Source organism: Dyadobacter fanqingshengii, assembly GCF_023822005.2.
In the GTDB taxonomy this organism is placed as follows: Bacteria; Bacteroidota; Bacteroidia; order Cytophagales; family Spirosomataceae; genus Dyadobacter; species Dyadobacter fanqingshengii.
In genome coordinates, this window is the sequence record NZ_CP098806.1 from 2,567,263 (window position 1) to 2,583,899 (window position 16,637).

The 16,637-nt window shown below is 45.9% G+C and carries 12 protein-coding genes; 6 read left to right on the plus strand and 6 right to left on the minus strand.

All coding sequences use genetic code 11. The features are described from left to right. The first annotated feature begins 73 nt into the window (after nucleotides 1-73). Entirely contained in the window at nucleotides 74-2,182 is a 2,109-nt protein-coding gene (locus NFI81_RS10735) for a family 10 glycosylhydrolase (RefSeq protein WP_234612436.1), read from the plus strand. Nucleotides 2,183-2,213: 31 nt separating this feature from the next. Then, a complete protein-coding gene (locus tag NFI81_RS10740; protein ID WP_234612435.1) occupies nucleotides 2,214-2,690 on the plus strand; it encodes a group II truncated hemoglobin in 477 nt (158 codons plus the stop codon). Here the strand turns inward: NFI81_RS10740 and NFI81_RS10745 are convergent. The 5 genes from NFI81_RS10745 to NFI81_RS10765 all read right to left on the minus strand — a co-directional run bounded on the left by NFI81_RS10745 (nucleotide 2,680) and on the right by NFI81_RS10765 (nucleotide 8,706). Continuing rightward, complete coding sequence (locus NFI81_RS10745; protein WP_234612434.1) at nucleotides 2,680-4,236, minus strand: SMP-30/gluconolactonase/LRE family protein; 1,557 nt, start codon at nucleotides 4,234-4,236, stop codon at nucleotides 2,680-2,682. The two genes, NFI81_RS10740 and NFI81_RS10745, sit on opposite strands and share 11 nt — an antisense overlap. Before the next feature lie 42 nt (nucleotides 4,237-4,278). Further along, entirely contained in the window at nucleotides 4,279-5,469 is a 1,191-nt protein-coding gene (locus tag NFI81_RS10750; RefSeq protein WP_234612433.1) for an acetyltransferase domain-containing protein, read from the minus strand. A 103-nt stretch (nucleotides 5,470-5,572) separates the two neighbouring features. Further along, a complete protein-coding gene (locus NFI81_RS10755) occupies nucleotides 5,573-6,475 on the minus strand; it encodes an ROK family protein (protein WP_234614867.1) in 903 nt (300 codons plus the stop codon). Nucleotides 6,476-6,562: 87 nt separating this feature from the next. After that, complete coding sequence (gene fucP / locus NFI81_RS10760) at nucleotides 6,563-7,807, minus strand: L-fucose:H+ symporter permease (protein WP_234612432.1); 1,245 nt, start codon at nucleotides 7,805-7,807, stop codon at nucleotides 6,563-6,565. A gap of 65 nt (nucleotides 7,808-7,872) precedes the next feature. Continuing rightward, the gene (locus NFI81_RS10765) at nucleotides 7,873-8,706 is read right to left on the minus strand and encodes an alpha/beta hydrolase (protein WP_234612431.1); all 834 of its coding nucleotides are present in this window, start codon (nucleotides 8,704-8,706) and stop codon (nucleotides 7,873-7,875) included. A gap of 168 nt (nucleotides 8,707-8,874) precedes the next feature. Between NFI81_RS10765 and NFI81_RS10770 the strand changes: the two genes are divergently transcribed. Further along, nucleotides 8,875-9,039, plus strand: a complete 165-nt coding sequence (locus NFI81_RS10770; protein ID WP_157486687.1) for a lmo0937 family membrane protein — start codon at nucleotides 8,875-8,877, stop codon at nucleotides 9,037-9,039. Nucleotides 9,040-9,133: 94 nt separating this feature from the next. Here the strand turns inward: NFI81_RS10770 and NFI81_RS10775 are convergent, their stop codons facing one another. Further along, the gene (locus NFI81_RS10775) at nucleotides 9,134-9,817 is read right to left on the minus strand and encodes an arylesterase (protein ID WP_374759480.1); all 684 of its coding nucleotides are present in this window, start codon (nucleotides 9,815-9,817) and stop codon (nucleotides 9,134-9,136) included. 216 nt (nucleotides 9,818-10,033) lie between these two features. On the opposite strand from NFI81_RS10775, the gene NFI81_RS10780 reads away from it, so the two are divergent. From NFI81_RS10780 to NFI81_RS10790, 3 genes are all read left to right on the plus strand, one after another. After that, nucleotides 10,034-10,702, plus strand: coding sequence for an ABC transporter ATP-binding protein (locus NFI81_RS10780; RefSeq protein ID WP_234612429.1), 669 nt, complete (start codon nucleotides 10,034-10,036; stop codon nucleotides 10,700-10,702). 2 nt (nucleotides 10,703-10,704) lie between these two features. Further along, nucleotides 10,705-13,248, plus strand: a complete 2,544-nt coding sequence (locus NFI81_RS10785; protein WP_234612428.1) for an ABC transporter permease — start codon at nucleotides 10,705-10,707, stop codon at nucleotides 13,246-13,248. 357 nt (nucleotides 13,249-13,605) lie between these two features. After that, nucleotides 13,606-16,635 (plus strand): SusC/RagA family TonB-linked outer membrane protein, encoded by a 3,030-nt coding sequence (locus NFI81_RS10790; protein ID WP_234614866.1) that lies wholly within the window; start codon nucleotides 13,606-13,608, stop codon nucleotides 16,633-16,635. Nucleotides 16,636-16,637 lie beyond the last annotated feature (2 nt).

Genomic DNA, 16,637 nt, shown 5'->3' on the forward strand with positions numbered 1-16,637 from the left:
AAATGCGTGAAGAGATTAAGTAGATCATAAATAAAAGCCCGCTTTCCCTTTTTAAACGACTCTGATCTCCATAATGAAAAAATTTGCAGCGCTTTTTTGTCTGATATTTTTTACAAATTCCCTTTGTGCCCAGAAGACTCCTGTTAATGACCTTTGGTGGAAAAGGAACAATTTGCGCGTTATCCAGATGAACCTGCCATCCTATGAAGCTGCGACCATCAATGCCGATTCTATCGTTGCCGATCTGATCACCTATTCAGCTAACACATTGCTGATCAATGCAGGCGGCATTATGGCGTTCTATCCCACCAAGCTGGATTTCCATTATACCAATCCTTTTATGAAGGAGAATGTATTGGGTGAGTTGATCAAAAAGTGCCATCAAAACAACATTAAGGTCATTGTCCGCTTCGATTTCAGCCGCGTTCACGAAAGCATTTACAAAGCGCATCCCGATTGGTGTTACATTTCTTCAAAAGGCGAACGGATTATTAATACCGACATGTATGTGGTTTCCATTAATGCGCCATATGTCCAGGAAAAGGCTTTCAAGATCATTGAAGAGGTGATTGATATGTTTCCCATCGACGGAATTTTCCTGAATATGCCGGGTTACCAGGTCAATAATCCGTACGAAGGCAAATATCACGGCATTGACCAGAATGATTTTGACAAAAAAGCTTTTGCCGCATATGCCCATGGGAAAGTGCTTCCTACGGAGGAAAACAAAGCCGACACGCTCTATCAAAAGTATCTCGAATTTAAGAAACATACGGTCGAAAATTGGTCAGAAAGACTGCACAAACTGGTTAAATCCAGAAATGAGCAGATCGCCATTTGCACGTATTCGGATAAGTTCGTGGATATTATCCGCCACGAATCGCAAAGCATGACCACCCTGCCCTACTGGCCTTACACGGCTTCCGACAATGTGGGTAATGCCGTAAATTCCTTCCCGGATCACATTATCAGCAATGCCAGCATTCAGCAGATTTCTTTTCAATCGCGTTATAATGCGGTTGAGCCTCAAGAAGTTCAGATCCGGCTTTATGAGAACATTGCCAATGGCTCGGGGCTGGATCTCAGCATGATGGGCGATATGCGGGGATATGAGGATGAGCGTAATTATGAGGTGATTCGGAAGGTTTATGCTTTCCACAAAAAGCATGAGCAGTATTTTGGTAAATATAAATCGCTTGCCAAAATCGCCATTGTTGCACCCGGCGCCTGGCCTAATGGCGAGCCGATGCAGGAATATCGCGGCATCCAGCTCATGCTGCGGGAGGCACACATTCCTTTTGACATTATTGAAGACGGGCAGATCGGAAATCTGTCCGAGAAAGTGAAGGCTTACAAACTCATCATTCTTCCCGAAATCACTTATTTGAAACCCGAAGCCGTTCAAGTGCTGAAAGAAGCGAGTAAAGCCGGCACAAACCTGATCGCCACTAACCGCACATTATTCGACAGTCCGGAAACATTGCAGGAATTATTTGGGGCAAAAATTGAGAAGAAAGACAATGACGGAGCGGGGAATTATCTTGTGCCCGATAACAGGAGTATTTTTAAAAGTTTTCCGGGTCAGAAAATGCTTTTCTGGAAATTCAATCTGGGTCTTTACGATCTTTCCGGCGCCGATCAAAAATTACTTCCGGTTTTGGCCAAAGGCCGCCCCGGCCCGCCGGAGATCATCGGAGGTCACGAACCAACCGGTTACTATGCACTGGGAATTAAAAATCATGCGAAAAGTAAGGCGCTCATATTCCCGGTGAACCTCGGACGGATTTATTATATGCACGGTTATCAGGAACACAAAAATCTGCTTCTGGACGCAATTCATTATGTTTTACCAGAAGCTCCACTAGACATTCAAACCAATGCGCCGCAAAGAGTTGAAGTTATTTTAAAGGAATTTGTGAAGAATAACGTCAGTAATAAAGAGAAGATTAACAGCGACGGCTTGATCCTGCATTTGGTCAATTTAACTGGGTTTAGCGGCAACACTTATTTCGAGCCATTGCCGGTTTACAATTTAAATTTCAAAATCAAATCAGCCAAGAAACCAGCCAGAATCTTCTCATTAAGCAGTGGACAACCCATCAAATTCACTTACGACAACACATTCATCAATCTGACAATAAGCAAGCTGGATGGATTTGAAGGTGTTGTGATGGAGTATTAACTAGTCATGAAATACAAAGCATAACAAATTCATGGATCAAAAACCAATTCCCACATTATACGAATGGGCAGGCGGAATGCCTGTTTTTGAGACGCTTACTGCACTTTTTTATGAAAAAGTGTTGGCAGATCCGCTTCTGGAACCGGTTTTTAAGCACATGTCAACCGAGCATCAGTTGCACGTGGCGCACTTTATAGCTGAGGTTTTTGGCGGGCCGGAAATGTATAGCACGCAGGAAGGAAGCCACTTCAAAATGATCCAAAAGCATTTATCCAAACACCTGACCGAAGCCCACAGAAAACGCTGGGTTTCCCTGCTTTTGGAAACAGCCGATGAGATCAGCCTCCCAGACGATCCCGAATTCCGTTCGGCATTTGTCGCCTATATCGAGTGGGGCACGCGCATTGCAGTCCTCAACTCCAACATCGACGACCTGAAAATGAACCCGGAGGAGCCGATGCCCAAATGGGGCTGGGGCGTCCCGGGTGGGCCTTTTATTACAACTTAGGCGCCTCAGGCTTGTTGGGAACGTCCCAGCCATTTGCACCCCTCACATTCAATTTCCGGCGATAAATTTTTTCATTGGCGGTGACGTAGATTGTGTCGAAATCCTTGCCTCCAAAAGCCATGTTTGACATTGCGCCATTTGGAGTTGGTAATATGGCATTAACGCGGCCTGTCTGGTCCAGAACCTGGATTCCTGAGCGCGTTGCCACATATATGCGACCGTCGCGATCGCACGTAAGGCCGTCGGCCCAGGCATTTTCATCATTATCGCGAACATGCAGCCAGCCGAATTTTTGTTTATGTTTCAATGTTCCGTCCGCCTGGATTTGATAAGCCCAAACCCAATGTGAAGCAGATTCCGTGGCATATAACAATATTTGGTCGGGAGTTAATGCAACGCCACTTGCGAAATGCAAGCCTTTGTCAACAACTAATTTTTCCCCATTCGGTTTGATCAGGTAAATTGTGCTGGATTTCTCCCCGCCATCTAACGATGCAACATATACATCGCCATTGTAGGCAATTATCGAGTCATTTCCGGGGATTTCCTTCGCGATTTTTTGCTTTTGATATTTGACTTTCGGCTTTTCCGAAGCCAGCTCCCAATCCTGCCCGGGAATGGGTATGGCACCAAGCATTTGATTCTGTGATATTCCTGCTCTGACTGGTTTAGGCCAGTCTTTCCATAAATAACGCATTGCCTCCGGGAATAATGCTGTGCCTTGCTTGCCATTGTGGCCGCCTTCACCCCATTGGTGTTTTACCTCATAGCCTGCAAATGTTAATGCGCGGAGCATGGTCTGGTTTGCCATCCACCAGTCGCCCGCGTAAATGTTCAGGTCGTTGGCGCCATCCTGCAAGAAAATGCGGATAGGTTTCGGTTCATATTTTCTGACCAATGTGTGATAACGATCGGCGCCACGCAGACCAACATACGTTCCGATTGCGCTGTAAGCCCTGGTAAAAGCATCCGGCCTTTCCCACGCTGCCGTAAATGCGCAAACGGCCCCGCTGCTCGATCCGCCTATCGCCCGGTCATTCCCGTTTTTGGACAAACGGATCTGGCGTCCGTCGGTGGTTTTTTGCTTTTCAACTTCCGGCAATATTTCTTCCAGGATAAATCTGGCGTAAGCATCACCCAACCCATCATATTCGAAACTCCTGTTAAACCGGTCATTAGCATCGCCTGCATTGGCCGCTTTTACTTTCCCATGCATCACAAAAACACCGATAGTAACCGGCATTTCGCCCTTATGGATCAGATTATCAAACACAACAGGCGCTTTCCATTGAATTCCGTCCTGATTGACATAAACACAGGCCGGTTTGTCGGGTTTGTATTGGGCAGGGACATAAACCCAATATTCCCGCCAGGTTCCCGGAAAAATTTTAGATTGCTCGAACGTGAATTTCAAAACCTCCCCTTTGGGCACGCCAGCCTGTTCTTCCGAAGCAGGATCTGCGGGATAGTTTTCCGCGGGTGCTTGCGCGGAAAGTATTTGTATGGATATGTAAAAAATGAAAACAAACGTGCGTGCAATGTGCATACGAAGTTCAGGGTTAGATTAAATGTCAATTGGAATTACAAACTATAAATAGCTCAGCCACCATTTCTTATTCCGCTCCCGGTAATCGCCAAACCACTTGCAGGGATAGTAAAGTGCCAGGACGATTGAAATCCATATCGCATACACCATTCCCAAGTTATATCCGAAGTCGGTGGGGCGAAATTTGAAGAAAAGTTCCGGCGCTGTAGCTTGTTCCCACGTGTAACCCGACGACAATACAGCGATCATGGTCAGCACGTGAATGAGGTAAAAATGCAGCATGAAGTAGAAGAACGGCACCTTTCCGTAGACAGTAAAAAAACGCGTCAGTTTCGTGTTGGTATTCTCGGTTAAGGCCAGTAAAATCAAAACAGGGCCGAGCGTCATGAGCGTAAAAATCAGCGATGGCGGATATTTGGAAGCATTCATGAAGGAAAAGAAAGTCCTTATGCTTTCCGTTTGGGCAGTCCAGGGAGCCTGATCTCCATAAACGTTCACAAGCCGCAAAACTATGAAAAGCACAATGGCAGCCAACCCTGATTGCAAAAGCAGCTTCCGTCGTTTTTGCTCAGGAAATGTGCGGTTATAAATCACTCCAAGCCCGTATCCCGACATCATGACGCCCGCCCAGGGCAAGATCACATATAGAAATGCAATGGTGCCGCCGTCGCCTCTGGGCACAAACATTCCAGCCCCTTTCAGAAAAATCCCGAGGAACAAATCGAGCCCCGATCCAGGCGTGGCCTTTACAAGATCAAACAGATTATGGCCGAAAATCAGCATCAAGCCTGAAATCAAAATAGCTTTGGGAGTAAAAAACCGAACAAACAGCCCCAAAACCAGCATACTGGTCCCCAATGCCCAGAGCACGGCGAGGAAAATGGTTTTGAATGTAACATCAAACGAAAAGGCGAATGTCATGAAAGTAAGTTCCACGATAATGAGCCACAAGCCGCGTTTTAAAAGAAAAGAGGAAGTTTCGGCGGTTGTTTTATTTTGGCTGGATAAATAGGCAGAAATCCCGGAAAGCAGCATGAAAGACGGCGCGCAAAAATGCGTGATCCACCTCGTGAAAAACAATGCTGGGGTGGTTGTGCTGGGGTCCAGCGGATCGGCGGAGAATGCGGTAATGTGGAAGTAATCCCGGACATGGTCCAGCGCCATGATGACCATAATGAGCCCACGGATCGTATCAATAGACTTTACGCGCAAGGAGATTCCGTTAGTCGACATACAACCAAGATTTTCCGTTAAGAGTGATTTTAATTCACTTAGAAGCTTCGGAAATAGCTGGTTTACTGCTTATAACACCCCGGAATCGCCCTGCCAAGCGTATTTACAAAAGAGCGGCCCCGAAAACCCCTGCGCTGTCGCCCAGTTTTGGTTTCAGGATCGGTGTAGTTACCACGCCTTTGTTGAAAATGTATTTTTTTATCTTTTCAAAACCCGCGGTGTAAAGCAACTCAACATTGCCGACGCCGCCACCGATTACAATCAGACCCGGATCAAGGACGTTGATTAGCGTAGAAATCGCGCGGCCGTAAAATTCAAGCAAACGTTCAATCGTCGCTTTGGCAAACTCGTCCTTGCCTTCATGATATCTTTCCAATATCACTTTCATAGTCCGCTTTTCGCCGCTCACCTGCTCGTAGAAGCGCTCCAATGCCGGTCCTGAAATAACCTGCTCAACACAGCCGGCTTTTCCGCAATAGCAAGGTTCGCCGTTCTCTTCCAGAATGTTATGCCCCCATTCGCCACCAATTCCGTGATGTCCGGCAATAATTTTATTATTAACTACCAGTCCGCCACCAACGCCTGTGCCCATGATCACACCGAAAACGACTTCCGCCTTTGGAAAATCTTTTCCTGCACCGATCAATGCTTCGGCCAGTGCAAAGCAATTGGCATCATTGGCAAGCTGAACCGGAATTCCCAATATTTTTTCAAGATCCGCCTTCAATGGCATTCCATTCAGGCATATTGTATTGGAATTTTTCATTAACTGCGAATCCGGTTCCAAAACGCCCGGCGTAGCAAAGCCAATTTTCGTTGGCAGCTCTCCTACTTGCTCGGCAACCTGATCGATCAGCTTTTTAATCTGCGACAATATATGTTCGTAACCGTTTGCCGATTCCGTTGGAAGTCGCATGCGTACAACCACTTCCAGGTTCCTGTCAGGATCCAGAACGGCACATTCTATCTTTGTTCCTCCTAAGTCTATTCCCCAGAGTTTCATAATTATATGGCTATCGGCCGTAGGCTCCCAGCGGCCATTTTAATATTTAACAATTGATTTAATTCCTTAACAACCTGATCATTAACAGCATTAAAGCACTTTGTAAAATTTGTATCCAAATGCAAAGATCACTGAATAGCAAATGATCGGTAAATAATAAGCGTGCGCTACGTCAGATTCTGCGACAGCTCCCATGGCAAATGGGAAGAACGCGCCGCCCACAACACCCATTGAAATAAATGATGAAGCTTGTTGCGTATGTTTTCCCAGATTTTTAAGTCCTAAACTGAAAATCGTTGGGAACATAATGCTGAAAAAGAAGTTGAGCATCAACAATGCAATGAAAGAAGGCCAGCCCCAGCTTTGCGCAATGATCAAACACATAATAATGTTACAGGCAGCGAAAACGGCTAACAAGGAATGCGGTGCGATAAAACGCATGAGGAACGTTCCAACGAAACGACCCGTAAGCATCAGCACAAAGAACAGGATCATATAATTGCCAGCTACTGCATCCGTAAAGCCCATTTTCTCATTGCCATAATTGATGAAGAACGCCCAGGTTCCAGCCTGTGCCGCCACATTAAAAAACTGCGCAAGAACAGCCCATTTGAAATGTTTGTGATCAAAGAGGCCCTTTTCAGGATGCGTATCGACATTCGCAGCGGCAGGATCAGCCGCAACATGCGGATCAGTAAGCGCAGGGACTTTTACAAAAGAAAATAAAACAGCGATCGTGGCAATGACGCTTCCGATCACGATATATAATGTTTTTACCGAAGTAAGGTCTGTGCTGCCTTCAACATTGTTCCTCAAAAGGAAGTAAGAACCAACCGCCGGCCCAATGATCGTGCCTAATGCATTGAATGCTTGTGCGAAGTTGATCCGCATATCACTTGTCCGCTGGTCGCCCAACGAGGCTACGAAGGGATGTGCAACGGTTTCTAATGTTGAGATCCCGCATCCCAGAATAAATAATGCTCCGCCAAAGAAAGGAAATGAAGCGGCTGCGGCTGCCGGAACAAAAAGGAAAGATCCTATTGCAAAAAGCGACAATCCGAAAAGCACGCCGTTTTTATACCCAAAGCGCTTCATAAAAAGCCCCGCAGGAATCCCCATCACGCCATAAGCGCCGAAAATAGCGAATTGTACGAATGCTGATTGTGTTTTGGTAAGACTCAAAACGTGTTGGAAATGTTTGTTCAAAACGTCTCCCATCGTGATCGCAATGCCCCAGAACATGAACAGGGACGTAACAAAAATGAGGGTTATTAAATATCTGTTTTCAGTGAATCGGGCTTTTGTGGGTTCCACAGTTGAGGAATAGTTGCTCATCTAGCTGAATAGTAAAATTTAATGTTAGGTAGATTCAATTTTTTCGAAATGTAAATTAGAGAAATTTAATTGGAAGGATTTGGCTTTCTACTGAAATAGTTGTTCATGAAAAGCAACTGATATTGTATCGCATTGGTCCAGTAAGGCCAGTTGTGGGCACCCGGGCGTACGAGATAATCGTGTGGGATATTCTTGTAAATCAGCTGTTCATGCAGCTTTTCGTTTACGCCATAAAAGAAATCATCTACGCCGCAATCGATCATGATCGCCAGCGAATTCGGTGTGAGCAAATGCAGCATATTGATAACCGTATTTTTCTCCCATCTTTCCGGCTGCTCGGCATATTTGCCCAACTTTTTCGCCATGTCCCAGTTGTTTGGAAAAGGCCGGATATCCACGCCCCCACTCATGCTGCCCGTGGCCCCAAAAACATCCTGATGTTTCAACGCCAGATAAAGCGCTCCGTGCCCGCCCATGCTCAAACCCGTAATGCCCCGCCCTGTGCGGTCTTTGATGGTTTTGTATTTTGTATCAATGAAGGAAACCAGTTCTTTGGATACATAAGTCTCAAACTGTGACTGCGGATCAACCGGACTGTCCCAATACCAGCTCCCAAAACCGCCATCGGGGCAAACAATGATCATATTATAAGTGTCGGCTGCTTTTTCAAAACCTTTTGCCTTGGAAATCCAGTCTGCATAATTTCCGCCGTAACCGTGCAGCAGATAAACAACCGGAAATGTTTTTCCCGAATCGTACTGAGATGGCGTTACAACCACCGTTTTCAGGTTTCTTTTCATGATGGCACTGTAAACCTGAATTGTATCCACAGTGGCTGCCGAGGCAAAGCGGCAGATAAAAGCGCAAATCAAAAAAATAAACAGAGGGTTTCTTTTCATAAACTTTTGAGAAATTTTTCTACAACTTAAAGCTATACACTATATCAATTGTTCAAATATTGTAGAATTCGGGGAATAATAAGGCCTTATTTCTATTCTATACGGCTGGCACTCTAATTGATATCAACTACATTATCACAAATAACTCTAACTCAAAAATTTAAGACAATGGGAAATCTTCTTTATACAATAGCTGTCATTTTGGTCATTCTTTGGCTGATCGGCTATTTTGGCTTTGCCAGCTTTGGAATGGGTAACATCATTCACATTCTTTTGGTGATTGCAGTTGTTGCAATAATTCTTCGTTTGATTCGTGGCGACAGGGTTGTGTAAGGAGAAAGCACCTAATAAATAAAAAAGGCCTGGAATGGATGTTTTTAACATTATTCCAGGCCTTTTTTTATCAATTCTCCTTTACATCCGGATCTCACAGCAGATCTTTAATGCGGAGCCAGACATTTTCTGCAAGGATCTTATGTCCCTCTTCGGTCGGGTGAATGCCGTCGGGCAGGTTGAGTTTGCTCTCGCCGCCGACGCCTTCGAGCAAGAACGGAATGAGTGTGAGGTTATTGGCTTTGGCAATCTCGGCATAGACAGCCTTGAATTCCGATGCATATTTTTGCCCCATATTGGGAGGAATTTGCATGCCGGCCAAAACCAGTTTGGCATCCGGATATTTTGCATGCACCTTATCCAGGATGGCTTGCAGATTTTTCTTTGTTTCGGAGACAGGAATCCCCCTCAATCCGTCGTTACCGCCGAGTTCGAGCACAAAAATGTCCAGCGGTTGTTTCAAAAGCCAATCAATCCGACTGTTACCGCCCGAGGTTGTTTCACCACTCACGCCGGCGTTGATTACCTTATAATTCAGTCCGAGCGAGTCAATGCGCTTTTGGATTAAACCGGCAAAGGCTTGCGAAGGATCATCCAGGCCGTAACCCGCTGTCAGGCTGTTTCCAAAGAACACAATGGTCTTTTTGGCGCTGGCGGGCGTTTTAGCTACTGCCTTTACCGAACCAGTCTGTTCAGCATTTTCCTTTTTCTCACTATTACAAGAAGCCAAAAGAACCACAGAAAGCAGCATTTGGGCAATAAAAACAAATCGATTCATCATATTAATGTCTGTCAATAACAATTTTAAGCAGGAATTCACTGAACTGTTCCGGTGAAGTTCCAAGGGGGGCCGTTCCACGGCGGCCGTTCATTTAGTTTTAAACGCCGTTTAAACTATATTTATGAGCAACCTAAATCCAAAATAACCAAATTGGAGTAAATCAAGTTACCCCAGTTCAACACCACGGGAAAAACATAAAATTAAAAACAATTGATGGATACCATACTCGATCTGCAACAGGTTAGTAAAATATATAAAAGTGGCGACCGTTCCCTGACCGTTTTAGACAATATTAATTTCTCAATCACAGCTGGTTCAACCATGTCCATTGTGGGGCCTTCGGGAAGCGGAAAAACGACGCTTCTGGGCTTGTGCGCGGGATTGGACCGGTCCACTTCCGGCACAGTGGAGCTGCACGGAACGAAGCTCAACGGCCTGAGCGAAGATCAGCTGGCAGCCGTCCGCAACCTCTATGTAGGGTTTATTTTTCAAAACTTCCAGTTGCTTCCCACCCTGACAGCCCTCGAAAATGTAATGGTGCCCCTGGAATTGCGTGGCGAAAAGAACATTAAGCCGCGTGCCCTGGATTTGCTTGATAAAGTCGGCCTCGCAGAAAGGAGCCATCATTATCCAACCCAATTGTCTGGCGGAGAGCAGCAACGCGTCTCCCTCGCAAGGGCATTTTCCAACAAACCACAAATCCTTTTCGCCGACGAGCCCACCGGAAACCTGGATGCGGAAACGAGCGAAAAAGTGGTTAAGCTCCTTTTTGATCTCAACCGGGAAGCCGGAACAACGCTTGTGCTGGTGACGCATGACCTGGAACTTGCTGCAAAAACACAACGCATTATTCGCATTAAAGGCGGCAAACTGGCTGAATAAACATGAATCAAGATAAATTGAATCTTCCCTGGTTGTTGCAGATGGCATGGCGTGACAGCCGTAAAAACCGCTCACGACTCCTACTTTTCATTTCTTCCATCATTCTTGGGATCGCCGCGCTTGTGGCCATTTATTCTCTGGGTGATAATCTAAGACAAAACATTGATAATCAAGCCGCAACATTAATTGGCGCCGATCTGGCGCTGAATACGGGTAAGCCGGTTGAAGGAAAAGCCAAAACGCTTGTTGATTCATTAGGAAAAACCCGGTCAGAAGAACGCAGTTTTGCTTCCATGATTTATTTCCCCAAAAATGGAGGGAACAGGCTTGCACAGGTTAAAGCCCTGGAAGGGGATTTTCCCTATTACGGGAAATTTGAAACTGTTCCGGTTACTGCTGAGAAAACGTTTCGGGATAGACAGGAAGCGCTTGTGGATCAAAGCCTTATGCTGCAATATCAGGCCAAAGTCGGGGATTCCATCAAGATTGGCAATGTAACATTTGCCATTGCAGGGATTTTGGAAAAAGCACCCGGCTCTACGGGACTTACCAGCACCGTTGCGCCGTCGGTTTACATTCCTATGCGCTTTTTGAAGCAAACAGGTTTAATGCAAAAAGGGAGCCGCGTTGCTTACCGTTATTATTACAAGTTTGCGCCCAATACAGACGTTGAAAAACTGGCAAAACGGCTCGAACCGCGTTTCGAAGCGGGCGATCTGGACTACAAAACCATTCAGTCCCAAAAAGAAGACACGGGAAGATCGTTTAAAGACCTCACGCGTTTTTTGGCATTAGTTGGGTTTGTTGCGTTGCTTTTGGGCTGCATTGGCGTGGCGAGTGCCATCCATATTTATATTCGCGAAAAACTGAATTCCATTGCTATTCTGCGTTGCCTGGGTGTTAAAGGTTCTCAGGCTTTTTTAATTTACCTGATTCAAATTGCAGGAATCGGCATCATTGGGTCCATATTGGGTGCTATTCTGGGCACGACGATCCAGCAGTTTTTACCTGTTGTAATCAAGGATTTCCTTCCCTTTGAGCTTACTACGGATATTTCCTGGCTTGCCATCGGCCAAGGGTTAGCGATAGGCGTGCTTATTTCGATTCTGTTTGCCTTGCCCCCGCTCGTTTCCATCCGCAAAGTTTCGCCGTTGAATGTGTTGCGTGTTTCGCTGGATGCCGTGAAAATGGAAAGAGATCCGTGGGCCTGGGTGTTATACGGGCTGATTGTTGCCTTTATTTACGGTTTCGCATTTTTGCAAATGCAAACCTGGATTGAAGCATTGGTTTTCACAGCCAGCATTCTGGCGTCTTTTGTCGTGCTATATGCCACTGCAAGTCTGCTGATGTGGCTGGTGCGCAAGTTTTTCCCTACATCATGGAGTTATTTATGGCGGCAGGGATTAGCCAATTTATATCGTCCCAATAATCAAACATCCATTTTGGTTGTCTCCATCGGCCTCGGCACGTGCCTGGTTTGCACATTGTTTTTTGTTCAAACGATTTTACTCAACCGGGTGAAAATGTCGTCCAGCGGAAACCAGCCTAACATTGTCCTTTTCGACATTCAGGGAAGTCAGAAAGAAGCTGTGCTGGCTATTGCAAAAGCACAGAATGTTCCTGTCAACCAGAATGTTGCCATTGTCAACATGCGATTGGAAGAAGTGAATGGAAAAACGGCTGCTGACTTCGAAGGCGACACCACTGCGGAACAGTCGCGCAGGATTTTCGGCCGCGAATACCGGGTAACATTCCGTGATTCACTGAGTTCTACGGAAAAACTCACAAAAGGAAAATGGAAGGGAACCTACAAAAGCGCCGACGGCCTGATCCCTATCTCAATCGAACAGGGTTTCGCGGACCGAAGCAGGCTCAAACTCGGCGACACCCTCATTTTCAATGTGCAGGGAACGATGATGTCGACCACAATTTCCAGTCTCCGCGAAGTGAACTGGGGTGAAGTGCAAACTAATTTTCTGGTTGTTTTCCCAACCGGCGTACTGGAAGAAGCGCCGCAATTCCACGTCATGCTTACCCATGTGCCCAATCCGCAAGCGTCGGCCGTTTTTCAGCAAGCCATTGTTCGCCAATTCCCCAACATTTCGATCATTGACCTTGCACTAGTGCTTCGCGTGTTGGATGATATTTTCAATAAAATCGGCTTCGTTATCCGGTTTATGGCCGGTTTCAGTATTCTGACCGGATTAATCGTGCTGATCGCCTCGGTATTAATCAGCAAATATCAACGCCTGCAGGAAAGTGTGTTGCTGAGGACATTAGGCGCGAGCCGCAGACAGATTTTTGCGATCACAGCATTGGAATACTTCTTCCTGGGCTCCCTGGCCGCGTTAACAGGCATTTTGCTTTCTCTGGTAGGAAGCTGGCTGCTGGCAAAATTCAGCTTCGAAGCCGAGTTCAAACCCGAGTTTCTTCCTGTGACCATTGTGTTCCTGTTTGTTTCGTTGATGACCGTTTTTATCGGACTGATCAACAGTCGCGGCATTCTTTCGCGTCCGCCGCTGGAAGTTCTGCGCCAGGACGTTTAGCTTCTTTCGGGCCAATTTACCAATTCCTTAGAGTGTGTTTGTTTCCATTAGAAGCACTAACGCCGTCATTTGCGCGCAAATGACGGCGTTAGTGCTTGGATTCATCCTATTAATTCTTCTTATTTTTTCAAACGTTTGCATAAAATTTCAAACGTTTGCATTGACTATTGTCTAATTTCTATTAAATATTTTAAAAATACAATCTGTAATCTTGTGTGACCAGAACCCTAAAAAAGATGATATGCCTCTCTTAACACGCACTGCCTGCTGTTCATTAACAATTCAACCCAATAATTTGATCTTATGAAAAAAACTTTGACTCTATTAGTCAAAACCGGGACACTAGGTGTCTGTCTCATGCAAGCCGCGGCCATATGCGGCCCGCATGCAACGGCAGCGGCCCTAACCCCGGTTTCGGAAAGCCTATCGGAGCATGTCGGAACAAACATGCGTGCAATACAAGACGTAACGCTTACAGGAAAAGTGCTTGCAGAGGGCACAACAGAAGGTTTGCCAGGAGTTACTGTTGTAGTTACGCCCGTATCCGGTGGAACAAAACAAGGCGCAACAACGGATGAAAACGGTGTTTTTACGATTCAAAGCCTGCAAACAGGAACACGTTATAATTTGGAATTCAGTTATATAGGTTTTGAAAAGCAATCCTTAAACGACTTTCTGCTTACCGAATCCAATGTCAACTCCATTGAAATCAAACTAAAAGAATCTGCGTCCAACCTGAGCGAAGTAGTGGTTGTAGGTTATGGAACGACTGTAAAAAAAGATATTACCGGTTCGGTGAAGTCTTTGAAAAGCAGTGATTTCAATACGGGAATCATCAACTCGCCTGAGCAATTGCTGCAAGGAAAGGTTTCCGGTGTGAATGTGACTTCGGCAACGGGCGAACCAGGAGCAAAAACCAGCATCACCGTTCGCGGCCCGGGCGGGGTTCGCACAGGAAGTACGCCACTTTTTGTGGTAGACGGAATGGCGCTGGATAACAGCGGAACAGGGGGCGATACCAACCCGCTGAACTTCATCAATCCGCAGGACATTGAATCCATGGATGTTCTCAAAGATGCATCCGCAACAGCGATTTATGGTGCAAGAGGTGCGAATGGTGTCATTTTGATCACAACCAAAAAAGGTAAATCAGGACAGGCCAGCGTAACATATTCAGGATCGCTGGGCATTTCCACAATGGCACGCCCGCTGGATGTGCTATCAGGCCCTGAATTCTTGACGGAAGCTGCGAAACTGGGCGGCACGGTGATCAACGGCGGAGCGGATACGGATTGGCAAAAAGAAATTTCCCGCAGCGCAACGACCCATAACCACAACATTTCTGTTGGCGGCGGAGCCGAAAAAATGACTTACTACGGCTCATTTGGCGCACAGAAACAACAGGGAATTCTGAAAGGAAGCCAGCAGGATCGTTACACAGGACGCATTAACCTGTCGCAAAAGCTGCTGAATGACCGCGTGACGCTGGATATTAACCTGAATGCGACCAATACAAAGAACAAAAAACCAAACGTTCAGGGCATGATCGGCGGGGCGATTACAGCCAACCCGACGTATGCGCCTTATGACGCGGACGGCAATCCTTTCCAATATCAGGATGGAACCAACCCACTGATCCCGTTGAGGTTATACAAAGAACTCTTGAATACAAACCGTATCCTGGCTTCTATCTCACCTTCTGTTACGATCATTAAGGGGCTGGTTTATAAACTTAATTTCGGTCTGGACCATTCTACGGCAACTCAGGATAAGCAAACCTTGCCTAACACTGTTCCGTTTGAAATAGGCAGGCTGGAAAATTATCAGTTCAAAAACAGCAACCGCCTGATAGAGAACTATCTGACTTACACATTTGGTAACAAAGTGCACAGTTTCAACGCACTGGCAGGACATTCTTACCAACATATTTTATTGCAGGACCGAAGATTCAGCATTAACAAATTCCCGATCTCAGACATTGAGCCAATCTATAATCCAGGTCTCGGACAAGATCTATCCCTCATCCTGAATGCGCCTGAGGGCCACGCGACGATTAATGAGCTGCAATCGTTTTTTGGAAGGGTAAACTACGGTTTCAAAGACAAATACCTGGCCACAGCAACATTGCGTGTGGACGGTTCTTCAAAATTCGGTGCTAACAATAAATACGGTTATTTCCCCTCGTTCTCATTGGGTTGGAGAATCTCGGAAGAGCCATTTATGAAATCATCACCATTCTCTGATCTGAAACTTCGGGCAGGATGGGGATCAACGGGTAACCAGGAAATCCCATCCAAAATAACACAGGCCCGGTTTACATCCGTTGTTTCGCCAACAGCAAGTTACCCGCTTGGAACAGGCCCTTATCCTGCCGGAACCACCAACACCAGGCTGGCAAACCCAGACATTCAATGGGAAGTTTCAAAGCAAACGGATATCGGACTTGACTTTGCTTTGTTCAAAGGTGCATTAAGTGGTGAAGTAGATTATTTTACCAAAACCTCTGAAAAAATCCTGCTTGAAGTGATTCCTGCCGATCCTATTCAGCCTGCCGGAACATTCTGGACCAATGTCCCTGATATGAAAATCAAGAACCAGGGTCTTGAAATTGATTTGAATTACCGCGAATCATTGGACAACGGACTGCGCTACGGGCTTGGCGGTAACATTACTTTTATCAAAAACGATGTGACTGGTTCTCCTTACTCAGTCATTCCATCGGGTTCGGCGCAAGGTTCGGGACTGACTTCGGCCACGATCAATGGTTACATTAATAATCAGCCGATCGGAACATTCTTCCTGAAAGAATTTACCGGCTTTGACGATAAGGGCATCAGCACATTCAGAGATGTGGACGGGGACGGCATTGTTACGGACAAAGACCGCATTGCAGCCGGAACAGCCCTTCCCACGCGGATGTATAATTTCAATGGTAATGTGTCTTTCAAAGGTTTTGATCTGACGGCCAATTTCAATGGCGTTGCAGGAAATAAGGTTTACGACAACACTGCAAACTCCAATTTCTTTAAACTGAGGTTGCAAAAAGGTCTGAACGTAACTCGGGAATCTTTTGCCGAAGAAGCAGAGTCTGTCAACAACTCAGCGCCAGTTTCTACCCGATATCTCAAAAACGGAGCTTATCTGAGACTAAACAATCTGGTGTTGGGGTATAACCTGAACACTGCGAAGCTCGGAATTAACAAATGGGTGCAGACTGTGCGCGTTTCGGTAACCGGCCAAAACCTGGCACTCTGGACCAAATACACCGGTTATGATCCTGAGGTCAACAACGACCGGTCGATCAATGGCATCACTTCCTACGGCGTTGACTATCTGAGTTATCCAAAGGCTAAAACAATTCTGTTTGGTCTTAATGTTGGCTTTTAAAA